This window comes from Suttonella indologenes (genome assembly GCF_900460215.1).
GTDB lineage: Bacteria > Pseudomonadota > Gammaproteobacteria > Cardiobacteriales > Cardiobacteriaceae > Suttonella > Suttonella indologenes.
In genome coordinates this window covers 316990-343088 of sequence record NZ_UHIA01000004.1, presented here as the reverse complement: position 1 = coordinate 343088, position 26099 = coordinate 316990, and the positions used below count along the sequence as shown (strand labels likewise).

29 protein-coding genes are annotated in these 26099 nt (G+C 49.6%); 5 read left to right on the top strand and 24 right to left on the bottom strand.

The window, feature by feature from the left end:
- Positions 1 to 58 precede the first annotated feature (58 nt).
- The 3 genes from DYC63_RS05710 to DYC63_RS05700 form a co-directional block, all read right to left on the bottom strand.
- On the bottom strand, positions 59 to 904 hold the full coding sequence (locus tag DYC63_RS05710) for an FKBP-type peptidyl-prolyl cis-trans isomerase (RefSeq protein ID WP_115218354.1): 846 nt from the start codon (positions 902 to 904) through the stop codon (positions 59 to 61).
- A gap of 74 nt (positions 905 to 978) precedes the next feature.
- Positions 979 to 1467 (bottom strand): hypothetical protein, encoded by a 489-nt coding sequence (locus DYC63_RS05705; protein WP_115218353.1) that lies wholly within the window; start codon positions 1465 to 1467, stop codon positions 979 to 981.
- Positions 1464 to 1907, bottom strand: coding sequence for a universal stress protein (locus tag DYC63_RS05700; protein ID WP_115218352.1), 444 nt, complete (start codon positions 1905 to 1907; stop codon positions 1464 to 1466). Before DYC63_RS05700 ends, DYC63_RS05705 begins: the two co-directional genes overlap by 4 nt.
- 74 nt (positions 1908 to 1981) lie before the next feature.
- Between DYC63_RS05700 and DYC63_RS05695 the strand changes: the two genes are divergently transcribed.
- Entirely contained in the window at positions 1982 to 3406 is a 1425-nt protein-coding gene (locus tag DYC63_RS05695; RefSeq protein WP_115218351.1) for a YihY/virulence factor BrkB family protein, read from the top strand.
- A gap of 15 nt (positions 3407 to 3421) precedes the next feature.
- Here DYC63_RS05695 and DYC63_RS05690 read toward each other — a convergent pair whose 3' ends face one another.
- The 17 genes from DYC63_RS05690 to DYC63_RS05615 all read right to left on the bottom strand — a co-directional run bounded on the left by DYC63_RS05690 (position 3422) and on the right by DYC63_RS05615 (position 18016).
- Positions 3422 to 4186, bottom strand: coding sequence for a J domain-containing protein (locus DYC63_RS05690; protein WP_115218350.1), 765 nt, complete (start codon positions 4184 to 4186; stop codon positions 3422 to 3424).
- A gap of 28 nt (positions 4187 to 4214) precedes the next feature.
- Positions 4215 to 5048, bottom strand: coding sequence for a C40 family peptidase (locus DYC63_RS05685; protein ID WP_172459438.1), 834 nt, complete (start codon positions 5046 to 5048; stop codon positions 4215 to 4217).
- A 67-nt stretch (positions 5049 to 5115) separates the two neighbouring features.
- A complete protein-coding gene (gene xseA / locus DYC63_RS05680) occupies positions 5116 to 6666 on the bottom strand; it encodes an exodeoxyribonuclease VII large subunit (RefSeq protein ID WP_115218348.1) in 1551 nt (516 codons plus the stop codon).
- On the bottom strand, positions 6659 to 6844 hold the full coding sequence (ccoS, locus tag DYC63_RS05675; RefSeq protein ID WP_115218347.1) for a cbb3-type cytochrome oxidase assembly protein CcoS: 186 nt from the start codon (positions 6842 to 6844) through the stop codon (positions 6659 to 6661). The genes xseA and ccoS overlap by 8 nt, the downstream gene beginning before the upstream one ends.
- A 54-nt stretch (positions 6845 to 6898) precedes the next feature.
- Positions 6899 to 7216: a type II toxin-antitoxin system VapC family toxin gene (locus DYC63_RS05670; RefSeq protein WP_147284934.1), complete on the bottom strand. Its 318-nt coding sequence runs from the start codon at positions 7214 to 7216 to the stop codon at positions 6899 to 6901.
- Positions 7217 to 7277: 61 nt separating this feature from the next.
- Positions 7278 to 7436 (bottom strand): PIN domain-containing protein, encoded by a 159-nt coding sequence (locus tag DYC63_RS12380; protein ID WP_147284933.1) that lies wholly within the window; start codon positions 7434 to 7436, stop codon positions 7278 to 7280.
- On the bottom strand, positions 7423 to 7662 hold the full coding sequence (locus tag DYC63_RS05665) for a hypothetical protein (RefSeq protein ID WP_115218345.1): 240 nt from the start codon (positions 7660 to 7662) through the stop codon (positions 7423 to 7425). Before DYC63_RS05665 ends, DYC63_RS12380 begins: the two co-directional genes overlap by 14 nt.
- 171 nt (positions 7663 to 7833) lie before the next feature.
- A complete protein-coding gene (locus tag DYC63_RS05660) occupies positions 7834 to 10236 on the bottom strand; it encodes a heavy metal translocating P-type ATPase (protein WP_115218344.1) in 2403 nt (800 codons plus the stop codon).
- The gene (locus DYC63_RS05655; protein ID WP_115218343.1) at positions 10237 to 10743 is read right to left on the bottom strand and encodes a FixH family protein; all 507 of its coding nucleotides are present in this window, start codon (positions 10741 to 10743) and stop codon (positions 10237 to 10239) included.
- Entirely contained in the window at positions 10740 to 12113 is a 1374-nt protein-coding gene (gene ccoG, locus DYC63_RS05650; RefSeq protein WP_115218342.1) for a cytochrome c oxidase accessory protein CcoG, read from the bottom strand. Before ccoG ends, DYC63_RS05655 begins: the two co-directional genes overlap by 4 nt.
- A 126-nt stretch (positions 12114 to 12239) precedes the next feature.
- Complete coding sequence (gene ccoP / locus DYC63_RS05645; RefSeq protein WP_112863896.1) at positions 12240 to 13178, bottom strand: cytochrome-c oxidase, cbb3-type subunit III; 939 nt, start codon at positions 13176 to 13178, stop codon at positions 12240 to 12242.
- On the bottom strand, positions 13175 to 13363 hold the full coding sequence (locus tag DYC63_RS05640; RefSeq protein WP_112863897.1) for a cbb3-type cytochrome c oxidase subunit 3: 189 nt from the start codon (positions 13361 to 13363) through the stop codon (positions 13175 to 13177). Before DYC63_RS05640 ends, ccoP begins: the two co-directional genes overlap by 4 nt.
- 2 nt (positions 13364 to 13365) lie before the next feature.
- On the bottom strand, positions 13366 to 14043 hold the full coding sequence (ccoO, locus tag DYC63_RS05635; protein ID WP_115218341.1) for a cytochrome-c oxidase, cbb3-type subunit II: 678 nt from the start codon (positions 14041 to 14043) through the stop codon (positions 13366 to 13368).
- 20 nt (positions 14044 to 14063) lie between these two features.
- Complete coding sequence (gene ccoN / locus DYC63_RS05630) at positions 14064 to 15491, bottom strand: cytochrome-c oxidase, cbb3-type subunit I (protein WP_115218340.1); 1428 nt, start codon at positions 15489 to 15491, stop codon at positions 14064 to 14066.
- Between the two features lie 312 nt (positions 15492 to 15803).
- A complete protein-coding gene (locus DYC63_RS05625; protein ID WP_115218339.1) occupies positions 15804 to 17129 on the bottom strand; it encodes an ArsB/NhaD family transporter in 1326 nt (441 codons plus the stop codon).
- A gap of 3 nt (positions 17130 to 17132) precedes the next feature.
- Positions 17133 to 17615, bottom strand: a complete 483-nt coding sequence (locus tag DYC63_RS05620) for a CBS domain-containing protein (RefSeq protein WP_115218338.1) — start codon at positions 17613 to 17615, stop codon at positions 17133 to 17135.
- A gap of 119 nt (positions 17616 to 17734) precedes the next feature.
- The gene (locus DYC63_RS05615) at positions 17735 to 18016 is read right to left on the bottom strand and encodes a hypothetical protein (protein ID WP_115218337.1); all 282 of its coding nucleotides are present in this window, start codon (positions 18014 to 18016) and stop codon (positions 17735 to 17737) included.
- Positions 18017 to 18082: 66 nt separating this feature from the next.
- On the opposite strand from DYC63_RS05615, the gene DYC63_RS05610 reads away from it, so the two are divergent.
- The 4 genes from DYC63_RS05610 to DYC63_RS05595 all read left to right on the top strand — a co-directional run bounded on the left by DYC63_RS05610 (position 18083) and on the right by DYC63_RS05595 (position 22300).
- Complete coding sequence (locus DYC63_RS05610; protein ID WP_115218336.1) at positions 18083 to 19567, top strand: ATP-binding protein; 1485 nt, start codon at positions 18083 to 18085, stop codon at positions 19565 to 19567.
- 97 nt (positions 19568 to 19664) lie between these two features.
- On the top strand, positions 19665 to 20672 hold the full coding sequence (argF, locus tag DYC63_RS05605) for an ornithine carbamoyltransferase (protein ID WP_115218335.1): 1008 nt from the start codon (positions 19665 to 19667) through the stop codon (positions 20670 to 20672).
- Positions 20651 to 21841 carry a BaiN/RdsA family NAD(P)/FAD-dependent oxidoreductase gene (locus DYC63_RS05600; RefSeq protein WP_115218334.1) on the top strand — a complete coding sequence of 397 codons (1191 nt, stop codon included), beginning with the start codon at positions 20651 to 20653 and terminating at the stop codon, positions 21839 to 21841. Before argF ends, DYC63_RS05600 begins: the two co-directional genes overlap by 22 nt.
- A 96-nt stretch (positions 21842 to 21937) precedes the next feature.
- Positions 21938 to 22300: a hypothetical protein gene (locus DYC63_RS05595; RefSeq protein ID WP_115218333.1), complete on the top strand. Its 363-nt coding sequence runs from the start codon at positions 21938 to 21940 to the stop codon at positions 22298 to 22300.
- A 61-nt stretch (positions 22301 to 22361) separates the two neighbouring features.
- Here DYC63_RS05595 and DYC63_RS05590 read toward each other — a convergent pair whose 3' ends face one another.
- The 4 genes from DYC63_RS05590 to DYC63_RS05575 are packed head-to-tail and all read right to left on the bottom strand — an operon-like array spanning position 22362 to position 26098.
- A complete protein-coding gene (locus DYC63_RS05590) occupies positions 22362 to 22811 on the bottom strand; it encodes a YbjN domain-containing protein (RefSeq protein WP_172459437.1) in 450 nt (149 codons plus the stop codon).
- A 31-nt stretch (positions 22812 to 22842) separates the two neighbouring features.
- A complete protein-coding gene (gene ligA, locus DYC63_RS05585) occupies positions 22843 to 24993 on the bottom strand; it encodes an NAD-dependent DNA ligase LigA (RefSeq protein WP_115218331.1) in 2151 nt (716 codons plus the stop codon).
- Positions 24969 to 25643 carry a cell division protein ZipA C-terminal FtsZ-binding domain-containing protein gene (locus tag DYC63_RS05580; RefSeq protein WP_115219477.1) on the bottom strand — a complete coding sequence of 225 codons (675 nt, stop codon included), beginning with the start codon at positions 25641 to 25643 and terminating at the stop codon, positions 24969 to 24971. Before DYC63_RS05580 ends, ligA begins: the two co-directional genes overlap by 25 nt.
- Positions 25640 to 26098 carry a YcgN family cysteine cluster protein gene (locus tag DYC63_RS05575; RefSeq protein ID WP_245888049.1) on the bottom strand — a complete coding sequence of 153 codons (459 nt, stop codon included), beginning with the start codon at positions 26096 to 26098 and terminating at the stop codon, positions 25640 to 25642. Before DYC63_RS05575 ends, DYC63_RS05580 begins: the two co-directional genes overlap by 4 nt.
- Position 26099 lies beyond the last annotated feature (1 nt).

The following is a 26099-nucleotide window of genomic DNA, read 5'->3' as shown; positions in this document are numbered from 1 at the left end:
ATATACGTAGAAAATAAAAAACCGACCGCATGGGTCGGTTTTTAAAAACGCTAACATTTTAGTGCTTATGCGCTTCTGCGGGCTTTTCCTCGCTTTTCGCTTCTTCGGCGGCGGCAGGTTTTTCTTCCGCTGCTTTGCTGTCGCGCACTTCCACCACTTCCACTTTACCTTCTTCGATGGCAGGGGTGCTGATATCGCTAACCGCCTCAGGTTTAGGAGCGGCAACCACTTCCACCAATTTCACATCAAAGACCAAAGCCGCGCCCGGCAAAATGCCTGCCCAAGCCTGACCGAATTCGCCGTAGCCTAATTCGGAAGGGATAAAGAAGGTGTATTCGCCGCCCTCTTTCATCAATTGAATGCCTTCCACCCAGCCGTCAATCACTTGGCTCACGCCGAAGCTGACCGGCTCTTCCGATTTGTCGAAGACCGTGCCGTCAATCAGGCGACCTTCATAGGTAACTTTAACCGTATCGTCTTTGCTCGGCTGCTTGCCTGTGCCTTCGGTTTTAACCACATATTGCAAGCCGGAGTCCGTAGTTTTCACGCCCTCTTTTTTCGCATTTTCTTCTAAGAATTTTTTGCTGACTTCGACCGACTCTTTTTGCGCCGCTTCGATTTTTTCCTGCATTATTACTTGCACTTCTTTAGACAAGGCTTCCAAAGCGGCACTCATTTCATCATCGGTGAGGCGCAATTCTTTTTGCTCGAAAGCATCGCGGAATCCCACAACCACCGCATTGAAATTAATCAGTTCTTTAGCATCGCTGTTAAATTCCGACAAGGCGCTTCCAAAATCTACGCCCACTGCATAGCCGGATTTTTCCGCTTGGCTTTCCAAATTCGCCGCTTGCGCGCCGATTGCTGCCACTGCCAAAGCCATTGCCAATACACTACGTTTCATAAAATATCCTCAATTATTTGTGAACCAGTCGGCGCAGTATCGCATATTTCGCCCTGCGCGAGTTTTACATAAGATTAACGCTTGCGCATAGTCAGCGTTTCGCCCTCGGCAATGCCGTAATCATTCAGCCATTGCAAGGCTTCCTGACCGTCGCCCGCCAGCCAAGCGTATACGCTGCCTTCGCGATAGCTATATTCCCAAGCGGTCATATCTTTGAGCATTTGCTCGCGCCCCACATCCGACAGACGTTCGGCAAGCAGAATCTGCAAATAATTGACCGCACATTCTTCTTGCACCGTGCCGCCGGCGTCGGTGTGCAATTGATGGCGCCGCGCTTCATCCATGCAAATCCAATGCGAGGCTTCGTGCAAGGCGGAATGTACAGGGGTATCGGGGCGGATATAGAGCGTATCTTTGACCAATCCCGCCTCCGGCGCACCCCAAAAACTGCCGGGGATTTCCGCATCAGGGGCTAAGATTTCGGTTTTCAAGCCGTAAATACGCAACAACGCCGCCAAAGCAGCGTTGTCAATCTCAGCCATCAGCTGAACGTTTACACTCATACCGGCTCGCCTAAACGCACCACCAGCACATCGCATTCCACGCCGGGCAGAATATCGTCTGCGGTCGCGCCGAGCAAAGACGCCAAGCCCGTACGCTTATGCCGTCCGATAATAATCAAATCAGGCTTGCTGTTTTGCGCATAATCCAAAATGCCGCGCCGCGTGGATAAGGCGGTATCGATATGCACGGTGGCCTGTAAATCATGACGCTGCAACAACTCGCGGATTTTAGTCTGTGCTTGCGAAGTCAGCTCGTTTTCATCGCCGACCGGCACAATCGGCACGATTTCATAACCTGCCGCCAAGACGGTTTCTTCCACAATATGCAAAACGCTTAAATGCGCGTCCTGCGTGTGCAAAAGCGCCTTTGCACGCGCAGCGACAATATCGCTGTCTTCGCGCAAATCCGTAACCAACAAAATATGTTTATATCCCAACATTTTTTCCTCCGACTGTGTTTAATGGCAGATTTTATTGTAGCATACCCCTTCAATTCACTACATAGGAATGCGTCATGCTCTCTATTCAAGCACTATGGGAAAAACTCTGGAACAATCGCGGTCCGCGCTCATGGCGCTGGGCAAAATTTTTACCTTTTGCCATTTTCCGTGCTTATATGAAAGAAAACATTGCCAAAGATGCGCAATCCTTGGTTTATGTAACCCTATTAACCCTTGTGCCGCTCTTAGCCGTTGCCTTTGCGCTCTTGCAAGGCTTCGGCTTGCGCGGCGTCATTGAACCTTGGTTGGAAGATTTATTCTCGCCGATGGGCGCAGCGGGCGCGGAAGTGGTTTCTTATCTGATGGAATTTGTCTCCAATACCAGCGCCGGCAATCTCGGCATTATCGGCGTGATTTTTCTCTTTTTCTCCGTTTTAAACATCTCGCAAAGCATCGAACAAGCCCTGCACGATATTTGGCGTGTGGAAAATGCCCGCTCACTGCGTGCCCGCCTGATGGGGTATTTCACCACCCTTTTGCTCGCACCGCTTTTAATCAGCGCCATTATGACCATGATGCTGGGCATGAAAGACGCCTCATGGCTGCAACCTTTTCTGCATATCCCCGGCATGTCGGGTCTCTTCAAACTGCTGACCGGTTTTCTGCCGATTACCATGGTCTTCGTACTGATTGCCGGCGTATACTCATGGATTCCCAATTGCAAAGTCAGCTGGAAAGCCGCTTTTACCGGCTCGGCATTCTTCCTCTTGCTTTGGTATCCCGTCTCGAAAATATTCAGCATCTTCATTGCCGGCAGCACCAATTATTCCGTGATTTACTCTAGCTTTGCCAGCGTGATTATTCTTTTGTTTTGGCTGCAATTTCTCTGGCTTATCTTTTTAATGGGCGCGAAAGTGGCCAGTCTTGTGCAAATTCCTTCCCTACTCTCGCCCTATAATGAAAACCAGTGGTATGCCGACGAACAGATGAAACTCGGATTAATGCTCTACGCCATTACCCAAAACCGCTACAAACACAACCAAAGTGCGCCGGATATGGCTTTCTTTAATCGCTGCACAGGCTCAACGCCCTATAAAATCCGCCTGATTCTCGACCGTCTGATTCAAGCCAAGCTGATTAGCGAAGTCAGCGGCGAGCCGCCGCGCTATATGCCCAGCAAACCCGCCGAACAATACCGCCTAAGCGAACTCTATCATGCTCTTGCCGCCCCCAAAGGCACATTTCCGGAATTTTCCGGCGCTTATCAGCAATTAGAACAAGATTTTCTCAGTCGCCTTGAGCAAAGTATGCCCAATGACGACGACGAGAATCCCATCAAGCGTGACGAAGCGGAAGAATATCGCTCGCGCCGCCAAGCCCGCGAAGCCGCGCGCGCGCAAAAAGCAGCCGAACGCGAAGCCTATTTTGCCGCCAAACGCGCGGCAAAAGCGGAGAAAAAAGCGCAGGGCAAAAAACCATGGTGGCGGTGGGAAAAATAAGCGGCAGACAATCGATTATTCCAGATGAATAATCCCCATTGCGTCCGCAATCAATATCAGTACGAACAATGCGATAAATACCGCCACATAAATCCCGATACCAATCAGCACTGCCTTGGTCATGCTGCGGCGCGGATAATCATCGCCAAAGCGCTCCCGCACGGCGAGTTTATGCTTCTTGCCGACTCTCAGCCACCACAGAAGTAAGAACACCAAGCCAATCACATTAGGAATTTTATCTCCGATGCTCGGCATAAAAACGCTGAGAAAGATGATGACCGAGAAAAGCGCTATCATCGTATAAAACATACTGCGATTTTCCTTGGCGCCTTCTTCATCGCCCAAAGCCAAACAATTTTGCAGATGCAGGTAACTGCCGAAAATCGGCGAAAAAAGCAAAGACCATAAACCGGCGGCATTCGGATTGAACAAAGGCGGCGCTTCTTCTTGAGTGATTTTCTGCAAATTAGTCGTCGGCGCCTGATAGGGATTGGCTTGCGATATAGGTTTTGCCCTTGGCTCTGCCCTATGATTCTTATTTGACGCAACATCCGTTTTCTCCGCCTGCGGTGCTACGGAAATCGGCTGCTGCTTGGCAGCCAAAGCCGCATCATAATTGCGCCGCCGCTGAGGGTCGCCCAAGGTATGCCGTATCTGCAAAAACGAAGATTGCAAATGTGAAGGAATCTCTCGCGCCGCCATTTCCGCCAAACGCTTGTCAACCTCTGTCTGCGTCGCGCTTTGGGGCAATTTGATGATGTCATAATAATTTTTACTCATGGTTTTTTCCTTTCAGTCCAATAAAAAATCAATCTTTCCAACGATAAGCTTTTACGCCGAATTTATCGCCTATCTGCGCTTTCATGCGCAGCAATGCGCCTTTAGTCTCTTCTTCTACCACGCGCATATGATGACCATTAGCATGGATAATCGACTCAGGGCTTGAAGCAATCATCACATGCCCCGGCACGAAAATTAAATCTCCGGCATGTAGTTCCGTTCCTTTGACGCTTTGATGATGTAAGTGCATGAATTTCTGCTGTAAATCGCTGTCGCGCGGCAGCTGGCGTCCGGCAAAGCGATAGCATAATTGGCTTAATGCCGAGCAGTCCAAGCCGCCCAAGCCGCGTCCGCCCCAAACATAACTGCGCCCGATTTGCGCGCGTGCGGTAGCGACGATATCAAGTTTTTCCTGCATATTCATCGTATGCTGCTTATGCACCCAAGCACCGCCTAGCAATTGCCAATAATTTTCATGTTCGCCGACCAGATAAAGCAAAGAATCAATCGGCAAATAAGCCAGCAAAGGGCTTTTCATATCCGGTTCACGCGTCATAGGCGCGACAAAGCGTGTACACCACGAGGTCGCGACCGGCAATTGCTCAAGTTGGCGCAGCATCGAGCCATGCACCCAGCCGCAATAGGCATCTAACTGGCTTTGCACGAAATAAAAATCGCCCTGCTGTTCGTGGACCGTTACGGACTCGCCATAGAGCAATTGCGTCAAACGTGCCGATGCCGCTTCCGGCGCGGTAAAAACCCAAGCATCGCTACTTTTAATCAAGGCATAGGCGCGGACAGGCAAAGCCGTGCTGATGCGTTTATCGGCTAAGGTATTAGTATCAAAATTAAATATATTCATCGTCATCATCCTGATTAAGGTATTATTCAGCCATTATGCCGAAAGAATGCCAAAACTGACAATTTGTTTAGGACTGAAGCTTCACTTTCTCCACTCGGCATTGTGCTTTTCCGTCGGCAAAGCGTACGGAAATTTGCTCCTGCAACTGCACATCCTGCGCACGGCTGAGCACTTCACCCTGCGAATTCTCCACTACCGCATAGCCGCGCGCCAAGACCGCCAAAGGATTAAGCAAAGCAAGACGCTGCGCCAAAGCGGCGAATTGCTGCTGTTGTTGCGCCTGAAAATTCTCTTGACGGCGCTGCAAAGCAAGCGATAAATGCCGCAACTGCGTTTGTGCCGCCGCCACGCGCGGCGCAAGCTGTACACGTTCAAACCGCCCCTGCCGATACTGCAACTGCTGTCTTTCCTGCTGAAGCCGTTGCCGCAAAGCTGCTAGCAAACGCCGCTCTTTTTCCGCCGCCGCACGACGCTCGCTCTCCAAACGGCGCATCGGCTGATGCGCCCGCAAACTTTGCGCCCAGCGCCCTAATCTCTGCCTTTCGCTGCTTAAGCGTTTGTCAGGATGACAAAGCGCCAAACGCTGCGCTAAATGACGTTGCTGCCATGCCGCCTCTTGTAAGCGCCGCTGCATCGCCTGCTGCAAACGCCCCTGCAATTCGTCAGCGCGCTGTTGGCGCTGCTCAACCTGACGACGCGGATCTTGGCGCAGCAAACGCGCCTGCAATTGCTGCGTAGCAAGCTGCTGCTGACGGATAAGACGCGCCAAGTCTTGAGATAATTGCTGCTGCCGCCGCTGCAAACGCAAAACCTCATCAGCCACAGGCGGAGACACCATTTCAGCGGCGGCGGTCGGCGTTGCGGCGCGTCTGTCAGCGGCAAAATCCGCCAAAGTCGTATCTACTTCATGTCCCACGCCGCTAATCACCGGCAAAACACTTGCCGCCACCGCGCGCGCCAGCGCTTCATCATTAAAGGCCCATAAATCTTCCAAACTGCCGCCGCCGCGCACCAAGAGCAAAACCTCGCACTCTTGGCGGCGATTCGCCGCTTGCAAGGCGGCAATAATTTGTGCCGGCGCTTCCTTGCCCTGCACCATGCAGGGATAAATGACAATTTGCGCCGCAGGATTGCGCCGTTTCAAAGTATTTAACACATCATGCACCGCTGCACCGCTAGGCGAAGTGATCACGCCGATGCGCATGGCGCGACGCGGCGGCTCGCGCTTTGTTTCTGCGGCAAACAGCCCTTCCGCCTGCAAACGCTGCAAGCGCAATTGGTACTCGCGCTCCAATGCGCCCAAACCCGCCGGTTCCATCTGCGCGGCAATCAATTGATACTGTCCGCGCGGTGCATACAAACTCACCCGCCCCTGCAGCCGCACCTGCACGCCATTGGCAATCTCCGTCCAATCCATGCGCAAGGCAAAGCGACTACCCTTAAACAAAGCGCAAGCAATGCTTGCCTGCGCATCTTTCAAAGAAAAATACAAATGCCCCGAAGCGGGGCGGCTGAGATTGGAAATCTCTCCTTCCACGCTGATGCGGCTAAAGCCCGTTTCCAGCAAATCCCGCGCCGCCTCATTCAATTCGCTGACTTGATAAACTTTTTCACTCATGCGCGGACTCTTTTGTCGTCTGACGGGCGCGCTCTTCCGGCGTATCGTCTAATAGCGGAATCATGGAAGGCGTATCCAAATCTTCAAATTGCCTGCTTTTCAAAGCCCAACGAAAAGCAAATACCGCCGCCACAACCAAAACCAAAGAAATCGGAATCAGCAAAAATAAAATTTCCATAAAAACCTCTTGAATAAATCCATACGCATCGCGGCAAAAATGGGAAAAGCAGCATTAATCATTATTTGGCGACAGCCAATCAGATAATGAGCGCATTCCCGCTTGCGTATAAGCTACTTTGTCAAAAGTCAGCGTATATTGACAAGCGCTTTTCTCAGCGATGGCATGAATCAACAAATCCGAAAAATCCGCTTTACTCTGACGATAAGCATCTAATACCTTGAGCAATAAAGTTCTATTTTCAAAAACGAATACCGGCATTGAAAACAATTCGGCTAGCACTCCGCCAATGGCTTGGCGCGATTGTTTATAGGTAGGGCTTAATACCCAAATCAATTCCACCACCACGATATTATAGTCTCTTAACTTCAAAATGAGATTATTCTAAGCGCTTCTCCTGACAAAATGTGTATCTCTAAGTCTCATTTTGAAGTTAAGGTACTATACTGATAAAGCCCTGATGCGTTTTCGTTAAATTTTCCAAAAACATACTGGCGATTGGGGATTGTGTTTCATCATCTTGGCTAATGTAGCGCAGCAATACATTCGTATCAATACCGACTAAAAACGCTTGTGCTTTATCTTTCTCCATATAGCGCACCCAATTCAATGCCGTGATTAATATCATCCATACCGGCTTGAATTTGCGTATTAATCATGCTTTTTAAGCGCCGCACATCGCCTTGCGGATAATGATCAGCTAATAAATGCTGTTGCTTGAAGCTATTGAGCATCAACTCGCTAACGCTGATGCCTTGTTTCTGGGCGGTTTGGATAATGATGGTTTCAATATGGGCGGGTAATTCTAAAGTAAGCATGGCGGATCCTCGTTTTATGGACATGGAAAAGATGATTTTCATATCATTTCTTCTGTGCAGAAAGAAATTGATAAGCAGCTATTATTTTGCAAAAAAAATGCAGCAATTCCCCTGTAAAACTTAAAGATTATATGCTAAATCGGTAAAGCGCAAGATGCGGCTGCTTTATGCTTAAGCCATCTCTTTCGGCGCAGGCATACGGCTGATGCGTAGGGCGTTCAGCACCACCAATAAAGAACTTGCCGACATGCCCAAAGCGGCAATCCAAGGCGTGAGATAGCCGCAAATCGCCAGCGGCACAACCAAGGCATTATAAAAGCTCGCCCAAAACAGATTCTGCCGCATGATGCGCCGCGCGCGCTGCGCCAGCTCGAACAAATAAGGCAAGAGCTCCGGCCCGCCTTGCAGCAGTACAATATCCGCCTGCGTTTGCGAGAGCGGATTGGCTTTGCCCACCGCCACCGATACCGCCGCCGCCGCCATTACAGGGGCATCGTTAATGCCGTCGCCAATCATCAAAGCCTCCGTATCCAGATTCTGCAAATAATGCAATTTGTCTTGGGGCAGCATTTGGGCATGATAGTCGGCAATGCCGCATATTTCGGCGATACGGCGTACATTTTCGCTTTTGTCTCCACTGGCAATATGCAGTTGATAGCCGCTTAATTTTGCCATGATATGGGCTAAATCGGCGCGCGGCGGGTCGGCAAAGACAAATTGTGCCTGCAAACCTCGGGCATTCGCCAGATAAACCGCCACGCCTGTGTCCGCTTGCAGGCTCGGCAGTGTCAAATGCGGAAAGACTTGCCGTATCAATGCTGCATTGCCTACCGCCCATGTCTGTCCTTGGTAATCGCCGCATACGCCTTGTGAGGGCATTTGCTGCACATTATCCAGCGGCAAGGCGGCGGCAGGGCTATGTCGGCTCATTGCCCAAGCAATCGGATGCGGACTGTGCATTTGCAGGGATTTGACAATTTGCCACAGAAAATCCGCCTCTTGTTCATCGGCAAAATGCGCGTCCATCAAGCGGAAATCGCCTTCGCTCAATGTGCCGGTTTTGTCAAAAAGGATATGCCGCACCGCCGGCAGATGATCGAGCGTATCGCTTTGTTTAATCAATATGCCGTGGGCATGGGCATGGTTCATGGCGGCGGTTAAGGCTGCCGGTGTAGCCAGCGATAAGGCGCAGGGACAAGTCGCCACCAAAATCGCCAGTGCGATTTCAAAAGCGCGTTCGGGCGCGATAAATTGCCATAGCACATAGCCGAGTGCCGCCAAAATTAAGACGGTGAGAATCGTCCAATTGGCAATTTCCTGATTACGCTCGATATGCACACTTTTATGCTGCTCTGCTCTTGCCATCAGGCGGCGGATACCGGCAAGGGTCGTTTCCTGTCCGGTAGCGCTGACTTGCACGTCCACAGGACTGGCGAGATTATGACTGCCTGCCAAAACGCTATCGCCTTCCGCCTTGCTGACCGCCGTGCTTTCGCCGCTTAACATCGCTTCGTCAACCCTTGTGCTGCCCTGCACGATGACGCCGTCAATCGCTATCGTCTGTGCCGGTAAAATACGAATCACGTCGCCGTTTTGAATCACCGCCAGCGGATAGAGGCGATAGCTACCGTCGGCTTCGCGCCGTTCCACCGCTTCGGGCAGCAGTTTGGCAAAGCGGATATCGTTAAGCCGCGCGCGGCGATGGGTCATAAATTCTAAGAAGCGACTGATAGAGAGGAAGAAAATAAACATGGTCACGGAGTCAAAATAGATTTCCCCCTGCCCTATCAAGGTATGGTAAACACTGGCGAAATAAGCGCCGGCAATGGCAAAAGCCACCGGCACGTCCATATTAACACGCCGCATTTTCAGCGCCGCCCAAGCATTTTGCAAAAACGGCAGCCCTGAATAAAAGAACACCGGCGTGGTGCAAAGCAGACTAATCCAGCGCAGAAGTTGCGAATATTGGCGCTCGATGCCGTAATAATCGCCCGTATATAAGCCTGTGGCGAACATCATCACCTGCATCATGCCCAAACCCGCCACAATCAAGCGCAGCAAATGCTGGTTGCGCAGGCGGTTTTGGCGGCGCTCGGTTTCTTCGGGGCTGAATAGATTCGGCACATAGCCCAATGAGGCAATGGCGGCAAGAATTTGTGAAAGTTTGACATTCTCGCCATAGCGGATTTCCGCCCGCGCCGTACTGACATTGACGAAGACTTCTTCCAAGCCCAATTGTTCTTTCAAAACGCTGCGAATCAGCCAAGCACAGGCGCCGCAATGAATGCCTTCGATATACAGATGAATTTCCGACTGCCCGTCTTGCTGATGCACATACTGTCCGGCAATTTCGGCAATATCGTAAGCCTGCCATTTGGCATCATTTTGGGCTTGCGGACGCGGTGCGGCATTCTCGCGCACGGCATAATAACGGCTTAAATCGCAGCTGCTAATCAGCTCCGCTACCCCCAAGCAGGCATGGCAGCAAAATGCGCGTTCTTCTCCCTCAATCGAGGCGCGAACCGCCGTGCCGACCGGAATCGCTGCTTGGCAATGGTAGCAATGTTCGCTCATTTAATTGGCATCAAGGGAAATCGGCAATTTCTGCCCGTTGACTTGTCCATGCGCTTCGCCGCTGATGCGCCATGTCAGAGCCTTGTCGGAGACTTGCACATACCAACGCTGCATTTGCAAATGCTGCAAAATGGCGGGATTGAGCGGATATTGACCTGCCGCATTGCGTGCGATTTCATAAGATTGGTCTTTGATATCCAGCGTAGGATGTTCCAATTTCAGCAGCAATACCGGCTCTTCACTGCCCTGCAAGGTCAAGATACCCTGTGCGATTTCCGCCCGAATGCGCTGCGATTTGGCGGAAGCCACCAATTGCCGCGGTGCCAAACCGTCTTTGTAATAACCCTGCATTACGGCGGATTCATCGCTTTTAATTGCTAGGACCAATGTCGCAATCGAACCTGCCACCGAAAACAGCGGCAGGAAAATCATCAGGATTAAAATATAGTTTTTATACCAAGGCAGCGGCGGCTTTTTCGCCGCCTGTGTCGGGCTTATTTCACTCATCGTTTCAATTTTCCGGTAAAGACCGCTTCTTTGGCATGCACATCATCAGGCGCATCCTCAGGTGCCACAGTAAACTCAAATTTCGTCATCAATTTGCCGTTTAAAGAGGCTTGCGGCACATTCAAACTAACCACCATTTGATGCACTTCGCTCGGCGCAATCGTAAACGCCGCATTGTTTTCGATTTCCGCATCGGGCAAACCGCGCGTGCTAACTATAAAGCGCCGCTCTTGCTCGCTTTTATTCAAGACTTGAATGGCGTAGGCATTTTGAATTTTACCACCGCGGATTTCGCGCGACAGCATATTACGGTCGGCAATCACATCGATTTCCACATCGCTCTTGGTAATAATCATAAAAATAAACAGCACGAAGGACAGGCTCAGCACTAGACCGTAACCCAAGGTTTTGGGACGTACAAAGCGGGTCTTTTTGCCTTCCAAGGCATTGGTGGAGGTATAGCGGATTAGACCGCGCGGCGCATTGATTTGATCCATCATGTTATCGCAGGCATCGATACAGGCGGCGCAGGCAATACATTCCAATTGCAATCCTTCGCGAATATCAATCCCTGTGGGGCAGACCTGCACGCACATGGTGCAATCGACGCAGAAACCGAGATGTTCGGGATTCTCGCGATCGGCTTTTTTCAAACGCCGGCGCGGCTCGCCGCGATTTTCATCATAGGCGATAATCAAAGTATCGCGGTCAAACATCGCGCCCTGAAAACGCGCATAAGGACACATATATTTGCAGAATTGCTCGCGCACAATGCCGGCTTGCAGCCAAGTAAAGCCGCCGTAAAAGGCAATCCAAAAATAATGTGTCGGCGCTGCTTTAAGCGTGAAGAAATCCACGACTAATTCGCGAATCGGCGTGAAATAGCCTACAAAACCAATGCCTGTGCAAACCACTACCGCGAACCAAGAAAGATATTTACCGCCGCGTTTAAGCCATTTTTCCTTACTCGTCCAGGGTTGGCGTGCCAATTTCAATTGCTCGGAACGGTTGCCTTCAAATTTCTGCTCCAGCCACATAAAGACTTCATTATAAACCGTGTGCGGACAGGCATAGCCGCACCATACGCGCCCCAATAAAGAGGTGGCAAAAAATAAAATCAGCGCCAAGCCTAATAAGACAAAAGCCAATAAAATAAAATCTTGCGGCCAGATATTTAGTCCGAATACAAAAAAACGCCGCTCGCTCAAATCAAATAAAATCGCCTGCCGTCCATTCCATTGGAATAAAGGCAGAATGTGAAAAATGCCGAGTAAGACTAATAAGGATGTGATGCGCAGATTTTGAAAGCGTCCGCGCACAGGACGCGGTCTTATTTTGACGTGTTTTTCGTAAAGCGTTTGACTTGCCATGTTTACCTCATGCTTTAACAAGCGGCGAAATTGATGTTATATAGAATAAACTCGCTGCGTTTTGTGCCGCTTATGAAAAAAGCCCGACACAATGTCGGGCTTGTGCCTATAAATCATCTAGGCATCTTACTCTTTATTGCTTAATGAGTAAACGTAAGCAGCAACTACTTTAATGCGACCTTCGTTTAACCATTCCTGCCAAGCCGGCATCACATTATTCACAGGATTAACAATTTGCGCCTTAATATCTTCGATATTGCCGTCCACGCTGTAAAGCCAAATATCATCGGCTAAGTTCGGTCCGCCAAGCAAAGTGTTTCCTGTGCCGTCAGCACCATGGCAGGCAATACAGGATTGCTCGTATAAGATTTTACCTTCTGCCGCCAAAGTCGCATCAACATCATGACCGCCCAATTGACGAACGTAATGCGCCACCGCATCTAATTTATGCTCGTCATCCGGCTGCGGATTATTCACATCAATCAATGCGCCACCTGCCGGCATGCCTTGCCCGGGAATTGTGTTGCGGCCATGGGTAATGGTGGCAATCAAAGCCGCCTCATCGCCGCCCCAAATCCAATCGTCGTCGGTTAAATCGGGATAGCCTAATGCAGCACCTTTGGCATTTTGTCCGTGGCAAACCGCACAGTTATTTAAGAAAATCCGCTGACCGGAAGCCACCGCCGCCGGCATTTTAGCCAGTTCTTCTACGCTTTTATCCGCATATACTCTGAAATAGGTTTCCGAGCGTGAGTCATCTTCGGCTTTTTCCTGCTCATATTGCCCGATTTGCGACCAACCTAAAAAGCCTTGGAATTTATCACCGAATACGCCTGGATAAGCTAATAAATACACTGCGCCAAAAAGAATCATGGCGTAGAACAATACTACAATCCAACGTGGCGAAAGGTTATTCACCTCTCTTAAATCGCCGTCCCAAGTATGATCAATAATCTCACCGTCAGGCACATCTTCCGGTGATAGGCGCGTTGTCCAATATACAAAAACGGCATAACCCACGATATGTATAATCGTTACGATGCCAATAAAGAGCGCAACTGTCATGATTTTGTCCTCTTGTCTGATGTCGGATGCCGCGGCGTAATGAGTTCTGAATCATCATCTTTGAGCGCCAGTTTTTCGGCATCCTGATAGGGTTTTTTATTATCCGAAGTAGGCAGCATCGTCAGCAGGCTAATACCGATAAATGCCGTAAACACCACCACAGTAATAAAACTCCACATGTCCATAATTAACGTTTTTCCTTAAAGGCACGTCCCAATCCCTGCAAATAAGCCACCATCGCATCGAGCTCGGTTTTGCCTTGCAAAGACTCCACTACCCAGGCATCAATCTGCTCATTGGTCAACAAAGTATTGCCTGTTGCCCCACCGGCTTGCTCAGGGAAGTTTTGCGCCGTATAAGGTTCGCCCAATTTAATTTTGGTTTTAATGCTTTTTTGCGTTAAATCCACATTCGCCTCAGTATCTGCCAACCAAGGGAAAGAAGGCATATTCGACTGCGGCACACGGCTGCGGGGATCAATCAAATGCAGCATATGCCATTCATCCGAATATTTGCCGCCCACACGCGCCAAATCAGGACCTGTACGTTTTGAACCCCATTGGAAGGGACGATCATAAGCGGATTCTTCCGCCAAAGAATAATGTCCGTAACGCTCGGTCTCCCAACGGAAGGGGCGAATCATTTGCGAATGGCAGTTATAGCAGCCTTCGCGTACATAAATGTTAAAACCCGCCAAACGCAGAGGATCGTAAGGTTTAACAAAGGTATTCTCGGCATCAGGACGCACCGATTTATCGTTAAGTAAAGGAACGATATGCACCAGTCCGCCCCAAATGACCGTTAAGGTAGAGAGTACGCCGAGCAATACAATGCTTTTTTCAATTTTCTCATGACTGAATTTCATTTTTTATTCTCCTTGTCGGCTTATGCTGTTTGCGGATTAACCGCTTGCGCGCTGCGCTTGGCTTCGTCTTTGCGCGGCAAGGTCATCAAGCAGTTATAAGCCATTAAGCACATGCCCGTGAGGAATACCACACCGCCGATCAGGCGTACAAACCAATAGATGTACTTCTTATCTACGATTTCAAGGAATGAGTAGGTTAAGGTGCCATCCGGGAAAGTTTCGCGCCATAACAAGCCTTCCATGATGCCCGCCACCCACATAGATGTGGTGTAAAGCAAGATACCGATGGTTGCCAACCAGAAGTGAACGAAAATAAGTTTAGTCGAATACATCTCGGTTTTACCGTACAAACGCGGCAGCATATGGTATAGAGAACCCATGGTAATCATCGCTACCCAGCCCAAAGCGCCGGAGTGCACGTGAGCAACTGTCCATTCGGTATAGTGCGATAAGGCATTAACGGTTTTCACTGCCATCATCGGTCCTTCAAAAGTACTCATGCCGTAGAAAGACAGTGCTAAGAACAGGAAGCGGATAATCGGGTCGGTAATCAATTTATCCCAAGCACCTGACAGCGTCATCATGCCGTTGATCATACCGCCCCATGAAGGCACCCACAGAATTACTGAAAACACCATACCTAATGATTGCGTCCAATCAGGCAAAGCGGTGTAATGCAAATGGTGCGGACCTGCCCACATGTAGATGGAAATCAGCGACCAGAAGTGCATGATAGAAAGACGGTAAGAGAAAATCGGGCGACCGGCTTGCTTAGGAACAAAATAATACATCATGCCTAAGAAAGCTGCGGTTAAGAAGAAGCCTACCGCATTATGACCGTACCACCACTGTGCCATGGCATCGACCGCGCCGGAATAGAAAGGATAGGAGTGGAACAAATCGATAGGCAGGGCCAGGTTGTTGAAGATATGCAGAATCGCCACGGCGATGATATAGGCGCCGTAGAACCACAGGCCCACATAAATATGCTTTTCCTTGCGCTTGCCGATGGTGATGAAGAAGACCGCACCATAGACCACCCAGACCACCGCCAGCAGAATGTCCAGCACCCAGGGCAGCTCGGCATATTCTTTGCCTTGGCTGTAGCCGAAGATATAGCTCAATACCGCCAAGAGCAAGACCAATTGGAAGCCCCAGAAGGTAAAGGCCGCCAATTTGTCCGACCACAGGCGTACGCCGCAAGTGCGCTGCACGATGTAGTAGGAGGTGGCGAACAGGGCATTGCCGCCGAAAGCAAAAATTACGCCGCTGGTATGCACAGGGCGTAAACGTCCAAAGTGCAACCAAGGAATATTCTCAAGAAAATGTGGATTATAAAGCTGATAAGCGATGATTACCCCGACGAGCATGCCCACTACTCCGAAAAGAATGGATGCCCAAGCAAACTGCTTAACGACTTTGTAGTTGTAGGTTGTATCTACGGTCATGTCGCGCCTCATTTTGTAAAGTTAATGTCCAACACAGCAACAAGTGCTGTCTACTTGTCTAGATAGCTAGCCAACTTCTAATTGGAAATGTCCGAGCTTTCCCAATTAAATAAGTTTCGGTATCATAGCATGACTAAAAATTCATAACAATACATTCATTAATGTAGGTGTTATTTTTTAACCTTAAAAATCAATCGACTAACAGAACTCTTTTAGTTCTATTTGAAATCTCTTTATTTTTACTAAAGAAATTTTTATAAGTTAAGACTTAGTTAATAAAAAAGCGGCTGCTGCCGCTTGTGTTGCTTATGCTTAAAAATAGCGCAGCCACAAATAGATATGCGCTAATAAAACGGTAGCCAACATTAAGCCGAATCCGTATTTGACATATTGCAGCATACCGATAGGCTGCTTCGCTTTTTCTGCGAAGGCGGCGACGGTTAGGTTTGCACTGGCGCCGATCAATGTACCGTTGCCACCCAAACAAGCGCCCAATGCCAATGCCCACCACACCGGTTGGAAGGTTTCTTGCGCAATATTCGCCCCTGCGGATTCCAGTAAGGGAATCATGGTTGCCACAAAGGGGATATTATCTAAAATTGAGGATAAGACGGCAGAAACCCATAAAACGGCAAAAGCCATTTTTTCGATATCGCCGTTTGTAGCCGCAATCAATTTATCGCCTAAAATCGCCAATAAACCGCTATGCTCCACCGCGCCTACAATGATAAACAAGCCCATGAAGAAGAAAATCGTTACCCATTCCACTTCTGCAAATACATGATGAATGCTCTCGCCCTGTTTTTCCGCAGGTTGTTTGCCATAAGCCAAGAGCATCAACAATGCTGCGCCCGACAGAGCTACCGTCCCCGGCTCGATATGCAAAGGATGTCCGACAATAAAGCCCAATAAGACCAATCCAAACACCAGCGCCGATTTTTTCAGCAAAGCCGCATCGTGAATCGCCTCTTTTTCATTAAAGCGCATGATTTTCGCGCGGGCACGCAAGGTAGCGGATAATTTATTACGATAAAAAAGCCAAAAATACACACAGATAACTAAAAGAATAAAAAAAGCAATCGGCGCCATGTGCAGCAAGAAATCACTAAAACTCAATTTCACCGCCGAACCGATAATGATATTAGGCGGATCGCCGATTAAGGTCGCCGTGCCGCCGACATTTGCCGCAATAATGGTGGCAAATAAATAGGGAAAAGCGCGCACACGCAATTGTTCGGTAATCAATAAAGTAACCGGCGTAATCAATAAGACGGTGGTAACGTTATCCAATAATGCCGAAAACACCGCCGTAATCACCACGATCATCAGTAAAATACCTATCGGATCGGCGCGTACCGTTTTTGCCGCCTTAATCGCCACATACTGAAACACGCCTGTTTTCGCCGTAATGCTGACCAACATCATCATGCCGATTAAGAGCCACAACGTGTTGAAATCCACCGCATCAATCGCCTGCTGCTGATTGAGCAGACCGCAGTAAATCATCAAGCAAGCACCTAAAGTCGCAATCACGGAACGATTTAATTTCTCCGTAATCAATATGATATAAACAATCACCAAAATAATGCCCGATAACCACATCGGGTTCATGCCAAAAACGGCTGCATGTTCATGCATGATTTACTCCTCATCCCGCACAGTGGCATGAATGGAATCCAACACACCTTTCACGGTAATCACGCCTAAAAACTGGCGGCTATTGGGCGCAAGCACCACCACATGATAATGATAGTGATACAGCAGATTCAGCGCTTCCATAATAGAGGTCTGCGGCGTACAAGTAGGCACATCATCTGTGAAAATATGATCTGTAATCAAAGAATCGCCGATTTCTTGCAAGCGCTCGCCCAGCTCATCCAGCGTGGTTTGCATAAACATCAAATCAAAAGGATTTTTTCCTTCTTTAATGCTCACGCTGCTGGGCAATAAAAGCTTAATCAGGGTCATGCTGGAAAAAGTGCCGACAAAATCACCGGCATCATCGACCACCGGCAAAAACCGCGTACCCACCTGTCGAATAATCGGAAATACCTCTTTAATCGTCATTTTAGGATGTAAAATTCTCGGCTCAGCAATCATGATGCTGCTACAGTTTGCGCTCATCTCAACCTCTCTTTTGATGAAAATCGCGCAAAATATAGCCGCCTTTGCAATCGGCAGCAAATTTATTTTTTAATACAAGTTAACAATATAATAATAAAAGTTTTTTCATAAGATACGACTTAGATAAAAGCCAATAGCAAAGGCGCGAATGCACCGCCGATATACGCCAACAGCCACAGGGCAATGCTGTCGCTAAGGCGCCGCAATAAAGCAAAATAACCCCAGACATAGACAAAAACGACAAGAGCGAGCAAAGCGATATGCAGCCAAGGCATCTGATTGAATAAAAGATTCCACAGCACACTGAAAACGCTATAAGCAGCCGCCCATTGCCATGCTTTGCCGGCATTCACCGCTTCTTGGATTTTAGCAAAAGCCAATAAGATCAAGACTTCTATCATCGTCGCTCCTCGTTTTTGGGGAATTGAATATAATCCGCCCCTAACATAAGGCAAAAAGGAGCGACTATGCAATTATTTATCCTGATTCGCGGACATCAGGGCTCGGGCAAATCGACTTTCGCCGCGCAGAAGATAGCGGAATTTCAACAACAGTATCCGCAGGCGGAGATTGTGCATATTGAAAATGATCTACTGATGACGGATGCACAGGGGGCATATCATTGGTCGCCGGAGCTGCTGAAAGCGGCACAGGCAAGGGGCGAGAGAATGATGCGCAGGGCTTGCAAGCATGCGCTCGCCAATCCGCAACAGGCGATGCTCATCATCAATTCCAATACCAATCAGACAGTCGGCGCTTGTCGGATATGGCTGGAACAGGCGAAAAAATACGGCTTAAGCTGCGAAACCTATTGTCTGAGTAATTTTTTCCCAAACCGGCATGCGGTAGAAGATGAAGACGTGATCGCCGCCTATTTGCGGATTCGCCGACAACGCGTCAGCGGCGAGATTGCCGTGTCTGCTGTGCGCGGTATGAGTGCGGCATTACGCGATGTAATGCGGCAGATGCAGACAATCGGCGAGCATGATTTGCCTTTCGACGAGGTAAGGCAGACTTATGTCAGCGAGCAATATTTGCGCTTGGGACGACTAAATTTTGTCAGCAAGACGTCTTCACAATATCCTGATTTGCGGCTGCTGAAATATTCGCATCGGGTCAAGCGTTTTGATGCCGCTTTATTAGAAATGCGCGGCTTGGTGCTGGATAAATACAATCACATTATCGTGCGTCCTTTTAAGAAGGTCTTTAACTACAGCGAAAGACTGGCGAAAAATAGCCGCTTTTCTCTGAAAATCGAGAATTCGCACTGCATTGACGCCGTCGTGAAAGTCGATGGTTTTTTAGGCTGCTGCACCTTTGTCGATTTGCCGCACGAACATCCTAGTTATGCGGCAAGTTTCAATCGGCAAGTGCTGTATTCCACCACCGACTCATTGGACGACTCTTATGCGCAAATGACGAAAAAGCATTGTCAGGCTTATGAAGCCCTATTTCGCAGCTATCCTAACCATACCTTTTTATTTGAGATTAACGATGCCGCAGCCCCGCATACCATTCAAGAAGCCTTGGGCGAGACCTTAATCGGCGCGGTGGAAGTTATCAGCGGTAACATGTTCAGCCAAGATCGCTTAGACGAAATCGGCGAAACCTACGCTATCCGCCGCCCCGCCCGTTTGCGCAATATCTGTTTCGGCGAACTCAAGGAATTATTGAAAAGCGTGCAACATGAGGGCTTTATGGTCTTTGACTCGCATAGCCAAGCCTTACTGTTTCAGCTCAAATCGTCCCACTACCTCATTTCAACATTCTTCAGCTACAACAAGAAATACAGGCTCGAAGACAGATTAAACAAACACCGCCTTGGCGAAGCATTCTATCCTTTGATTGAGCATATTCAGGCGCAGCAAAAACACTTCAATCAACTAAACGAAGCGGAAAAAATCGATTACATACGGCGTTTTTTACAAGAGCCGCATTTTCTTTACCGCTAAGCGGCACAGCGCGAAAATGCCGCCGAATTAAGCACTTTTATTGTCGCCGCCCGCTAAACAACGTATTATCGGCGACTTTGCTTATTTTGGAGGAATCATGGCTTATTGGTATCAAAAATCGCTCTTGGATTTGACCGATCACAGCGCGGAAGCGGTGCGTGAATTGCTCGAGCTGAGTGCGCAATTAAAAAGCGAAAAAAAAGCAGGAAGGGAAAAACGCCGTCTGCAAGGTAAAAACATCGCTTTGATTTTTGAAAAAACCAGCACGCGTACCCGCTGCGCCTTTGAAGTCGCCTGCGCAGATCAAGGCGCTTTCAGCACCTTTTTATCCCCCGAACATTCCCAATTGGGCGCCAAAGAAAGCATTGCCGACACTGCACGCGTATTAGGCAGAATGTATGATGCGATTGAATACCGCGGTTTTGCCCAAGAAACCGTGCAAGCCTTAGCGAAATTTGCCGCCGTACCGGTGTATAACGGGCTGACCGACCTCGCCCACCCCACGCAAATGCTGGCGGATTTGCTGACCATGCAGGAACACAGCGACAAGCCGCTGCAAGACATTGCCTTTGCCTATATGGGCGATGCGCGTTTTAACATGGGCAATTCCTTATTACTCGCCGGCGCATTAATGGGCATGGACGTACGGATTGCCGCACCTAAAGCCTATCAGCCCAACACGGAAATTCTGCATAAAGCACAGCAACTTGCCGAGAACAGCAGCGCAAAAATCCTCATCACGGAAGAGGTGCAAGCGGCTGCGACAGGTGCGGATTTTATCCATACCGATATTTGGGTTTCAATGGGCGAAGACAAAAGCGTCTGGGACGAGCGAATTCCCGCCTTAATGCCTTACCGCATCACACCCGAAATCATGCAAGCTGCCGGCGCACATGCAAAATTCATGCACTGTCTGCCCGCTTACCATGACCGCAAAACCCCGACCGGCGAAGCCTTTTATCAGCGGCAAAAATTAGTCGGCATCGAAGTGGCGCATAATGTCTTTGAAAGCGCCGCATCTATCGTCTTCGATCAGGCGGAAAACCGCATGCACACCATTAAAGCCTTATTAGTCGCCACCTTATGCGAGCATTATCAGGCGTGAACGTCGATGCCTTGATTATCGGCGGCGGCGCGGCAGGTACTTATTGCGCCATTCATGCCGCCGCACGCGGTCTGCGCGTCGCGATACTGGAAAAAAATCTCGATATCGGCGCCAAAATCCGCGTTTCGGGCGGCGGACGCTGCAATATGACCAACCGCGACATCGCCCCGCATGCCTATCTCTCTCATAATCCCAATTTTTGCCGCTCCGCCTTGGCGCGGCACAGCCAATGGGATTTTCTCGCTTGGTGCGAAGCGGCGGGATTAGACTATGAAGAGAAAACCCTCGGACAACTCTTCTGCCGGCAAAAAAGCCGAGGACTAATTGCCGCCCTGCAAAAGGCTTTAGATGCGGCACAAATTCCTGTTTACACCGATACTTGCGTAGACAGCATCAGGCGCGATGGACAAGGCTTTTGCCTGCATACCTCGCAAGGCGTATTCCGCGCCCCGCAAATCGTACTTGCCTGCGGCGGCCCGAGTTTCGCCAAATTAGGCGCCAGCGACCACGCCCTCGGTTTTGCCAAAAGCCTCGGCATTGCCAATTTTCCTTTCCGCCCTGCCCTTGTTCCTTTTACGCTGGCAGAAGCCATGCCGCAATTGGCGGGATTATCCTGCCGTGTCAGCCTGCATACCGCGCAATCAGCCACCTTTACCGAGCAATTACTCTTTACCCATCGCGGACTCTCCGGTCCTGCCATCTTGCAAGTCTCGAGCTATTGGCAGAAAGGCGAAACCGTTCATCTGAATTTTCTGCCCGATTGTCCCGCCGATGCTTTGGCGCAAGCCAAAGCGCAACATTCACCGCAATCACTGACGCAATGGCTCAAACAGCATTTGCCCAATGCTTTAGCGCAACACCTCGCCGCTCCTTATCCGCAGCGCCCGATATCCGAACTTGCCGACAAACAGATTCAAGCCATCAGCCAATCTTTGCAGGATTACCGCCTCATTCCCAGCGGCACGGAAGGTATGAAAAAAGCCGAAGTCAGTACCGGCGGTATTGATACGCGCGCCCTCGATCCGCGCACAATGGCAGTCAAATCGCAGCCGGGCATGTTTGTTATCGGCGAAGCCTTAGATGTAACGGGTTGGCTGGGCGGCTATAATTTCCAATGGGCATGGTCTTCCGCTTGGTGCTGCGCCCAAGCCCTAAACAAACATTTGTGAGCATTTGATAATATTTATATCATTAGACAGTAATCATCCATCAGTAATTAATCGCTATAATCACGACTCACTCACAAAAAAGCAAAGGAGTCTTTAATGGCAGAAGATCGTGTAGAAGTTCTCGAAAAACAATTAGCCGAGATGAAAAAAGAATTTGCCAATACGCAAAAAGAGCTGAAATCATTTTTAGATAAAGCCTTAAACGAAGCAGAGGACGTTTATGAAGACGGACGCGATGAAGCCGCTCATTTCTTTGAAAAAGCACGACGTAAAGGGCGTAAAGCATGGAATGAAGTGCAAAACGTCGGCGGTGACTGGACGGACGAAGTCTCTAGCTGCGTGAAAAAACATCCTTATTCCGTAGCGGCAGTCATCGGCGGTCTTGCTGTTTTCGCCGCCATCATTTACCGCTGCGCCGAAGACAACACCTCACGCGAATGGTATCGCCGTTGGCGTTAACATAAGCACACACGCTTAGCAAAAACCCTTCCTTACGGCAGGGTTTTCTTTTATTTGCAATTTATTGAATGAAATCCACATATTCTTGCATGAGGTCCTTCCAAATCTTGAAGGTATCTTCAAGATTGGCTTTCTCAACGCCATGCTTTAAGTTTACATCCCAATCCAAAGCCGGATCGCCATCCACATCAAGGAAAGCACGACCGAAGCGTTTGTTTTGGTTCCAATCATTGACCTTTTCTAAATCTACTTCCGAACTGATTTCCCAAGCAGCATCAAAAGCAATGGTCGTGCAATTTTTTCCGTTTTCGCAATCATAGAAAATGATTTGATATTTATATTCTTCCATACGTCCTTGAATCAAAGGATCGCCATGCTTGTCATTAGACAATTCCGCGCTGCCAAAACCTTTGGCAATCTCTAAAATTTTATTCGGTTCAGTCGCATCGACCGTTGCCGCCATTAGATTAAGACTCATGGCGCTTAAGGCAAGTAAGAAAGCTTTACGCATATTCATATCCTCTGTTAGCAAAAGAGCGGAATTATAGCATGCCGCCTTCTGCCAACCAAGAAATCAAATGTGTCTCATCCACAATCACCACGCCTAGATTTTGGGCTTTATTTAATTTACTGCCCGCTTTTTCTCCCGCCAAGAGATAATCGGTTTTTGCTGACAAACTGCCGCTGATTTTCGCCCCCAGTTTTTCTAAAGCCGCCTTGGCTTCTTCGCGCGTAAAATGCGCTAAAGTACCTGTCATGACGATGGTTTTGCCCGAGACGGGGCTATCGTCAGCAATTTCTTGCACTTCCATTTCCTGCCACACAATGCCTTGTGCCTGCAAATCCTCCATCACGGTAAGATTGGCGGCATCTAAAAAGAAATGGCGGATATATTGCGCCATCACAGGTCCGATACCGTCAATTGCCTGTAATTGGATTTCATCGGCTTGGATAAGCTCCGGCAGACGACGAAAATGCTGCGCCAGCAAATTCGCACTGACTTGCCCCACTTCGCGAATGCCCAAAGCATAAATGAAACGCGCCAACGTCGTCTGCTTCGCCGCTTCTAGCGCATTCATCACATTTTGCGCCGATTTTTCCGCCATGCGCGGCAAAGCCGCCCAATCGGCAAGGCTTAATTTGAACAAATCCGCAGGACTATGCACACTGCCGTTTTCCACCACCTGCTCAATCAATTTATCGCCCAAGCCCTGAATATCCATTGCTTTGCGCGAGGCAAAATGAATCAGCGCCTGCACGCGCTGCGCCTTGCAATGCAGACCGCCCGAGCAACGCGCCACCGCCTCGCCCTCGGGACGTAGCACTTCCGAACCGCAGACAGGACAATGCTCGGGCATCACAAAAGGCTGACTATCGGCAGGACGCTTTTCCACCACGACCTTAACCACTTCGGGAATCACATCGCCCGCACGGCGGACAAATACCGTATCGCCCACGCGCACATCTTTGCGCGCCACTTCATCGGCATTATGCAAAGTGGCATTGGTAACGGTTACGCCGCCCACTTCCACCGCCTGCAAACGCGCCACCGGCGTTACCGCGCCCGTACGCCCGACCTGCACGTCAATGCCTTCCACAAGCGTGGTTTTTTCCATCGCCGGGAATTTCCATGCAATCGCCCAGCGCGGTGCGCGCGAGCGAAAACCTAATGCCTGCTGCGCCGCAAAAGCATCCGTTTTAAACACCACACCGTCGATTTCATAAGGCAATGCCTCGCGTTCGGCAGCCAGCTCGTCCATATAACGAGCGGCAGCGGCAACCCCGCCTATCAAACTGCGCTGCCAATCACAGACCGGAAAACCGAAGCAGCGCAACTGCGCTAAGAATTGCGTATAAGTCTCGGGCAAAGCAAAGCCTTGTATTTCGCCGTAACCATAAGCGAAAAATGATAATTTTCTTGTCGCGGTAATCGTGGCATCCAATTGGCGCAAACTGCCTGCGGCGGCATTGCGCGGATTGGCAAAGGTTTTGCCACCCGAGGCAAGCGCGGCGGCATTTAAGGCGAGAAACGCCGCTTTCGACATATATACCTCACCGCGCACTTCCAAGACCGCCGGCGGATGTTGCGCCTGCAAACGCGCGGGAATATCGGCAATGGTGCGGATATTGGTGCTGACGTCCTCGCCCGTTTCGCCGTCGCCGCGCGTGGCGGCTTGCACCAAAACGCCTTGTTCATAGCGCAAATTAATCGCCAAACCGTCAAATTTCGGCTCGGCGGAAAGCGACAAGCCTTCGCCCAAACGCTCCTGCAAACGGCGGAAAAATGCGGCGAATTCTTCTTGATTAAACACATTATCCAAAGACAGCATCGGCACCTGATGGCGCACCGTCGTAAAACCTGCCGCCGCCTTGCCCGCCACGATTTGCGTAGGCGATTGGCTGTCGGCGGTCAAATCCTGCAATTGCTGCCGAATCTCTTGCTGACGAATCCAAGTTTCAATATCGCCGCCTTGTGCCTGCAAAGCGGTCAATTCCGCCTGCAAAGCCAAGCGCTGTTCTTCCAGCCATTGCTGTTCTTTCTGCGCCAGCTCGCGCAGCAGGGCATCATATTGCGCATCGGCAATCTGCGGATTGTCTTCTTCGTAATAATAGCGGTTATGTATTTGAATTTCTTCGCGCAAAGCCGCCACTTCGGCAGCTAAATCTTCTAGCGCTGATGAGCGGCTAACCATTGTTCATAATCTCTTTGGAATTTTTCTGCCGCATGGCGGTAAGTAAGCAAATCTTTGGCGGTAACTTGACGGCGTTCAAAATCGCACAAACGTCCGCCACAAAGCTCCGCCATATCCTTGCTAATCGCCAGAAAATTTTCCCAATCTTTTACCGCATCGCCGCAATTAGGCAATTGCAAGACTAGCATCACGCCGTCAATCGGCGCCATATGCTCCAAATCCTGCGCAAAAATGCCCGGACTATGGATGTTGAGCATGCTGAATAAAATATCGCGCCCGTTTTCATTGAGCAATTCATATACGCCACTGGGCGAACGTTGCAAACCGAAGGTTTTGACCAAAGCGGCGATGTCGTCGCCGCTGAAATGCTGACCGATGCGCGCCATAATACTGAGCGGCAAATCAATAGTCGGCGTATCGGGCAGACTGTCTGCGGTCGGTAAAGCGGTTTTGCCGAAAAAGCCGGGATTGAGACGTGATGTTTTTTGCGCTTGTGCGCTAGGCAAAGGGGCTTGTCCTGCGCGCTGCAATAGTAATTGTTTCAATTGTCGCTGACGACGTAAATAAATGCGCCGCGCATAATGCAAAAGCAAAAGCGCCAAACCTGCGCCCAGCAACCTGACAATCCACAACATCATTTCCTGACTCATTCACACTCCCCGTTTCCCAAAGCATCTTCCAGCCTGAACATCAAATAATCGTCAATGGCATATCCCTCGCGCTCAGACAAAGCAAAATGACAGACACTCCGTCCGCAACGATGCAAAGTCTGTCTATCGCCGCTTTCCAAATAATGCCATTTCGGTAAAGGCTTATTTTCATGACGTAAACGATAAGCGCAAGTCGGCGGCAGCCAACGAAAATCCTCGCGGGCAATCTCCGCTAAATTCAGGCAATCCGGCACTTTCTGCGCACGATTGGGATAATCGCCGCATTGTGCCGCCTCGATATCGAGCAGCGAACAAGCCACACGGGAGAAGTAAACTTCTCCCGTGTCAATATCTTCCATTTTATTCAAACAACACAAGCCGCAACCGTCGCAGAGCGCTTCCCACTCCTGAGCATTCAGCGCATCTAGCGGCTTGTGCCACCAAGGGCCGGTCAAA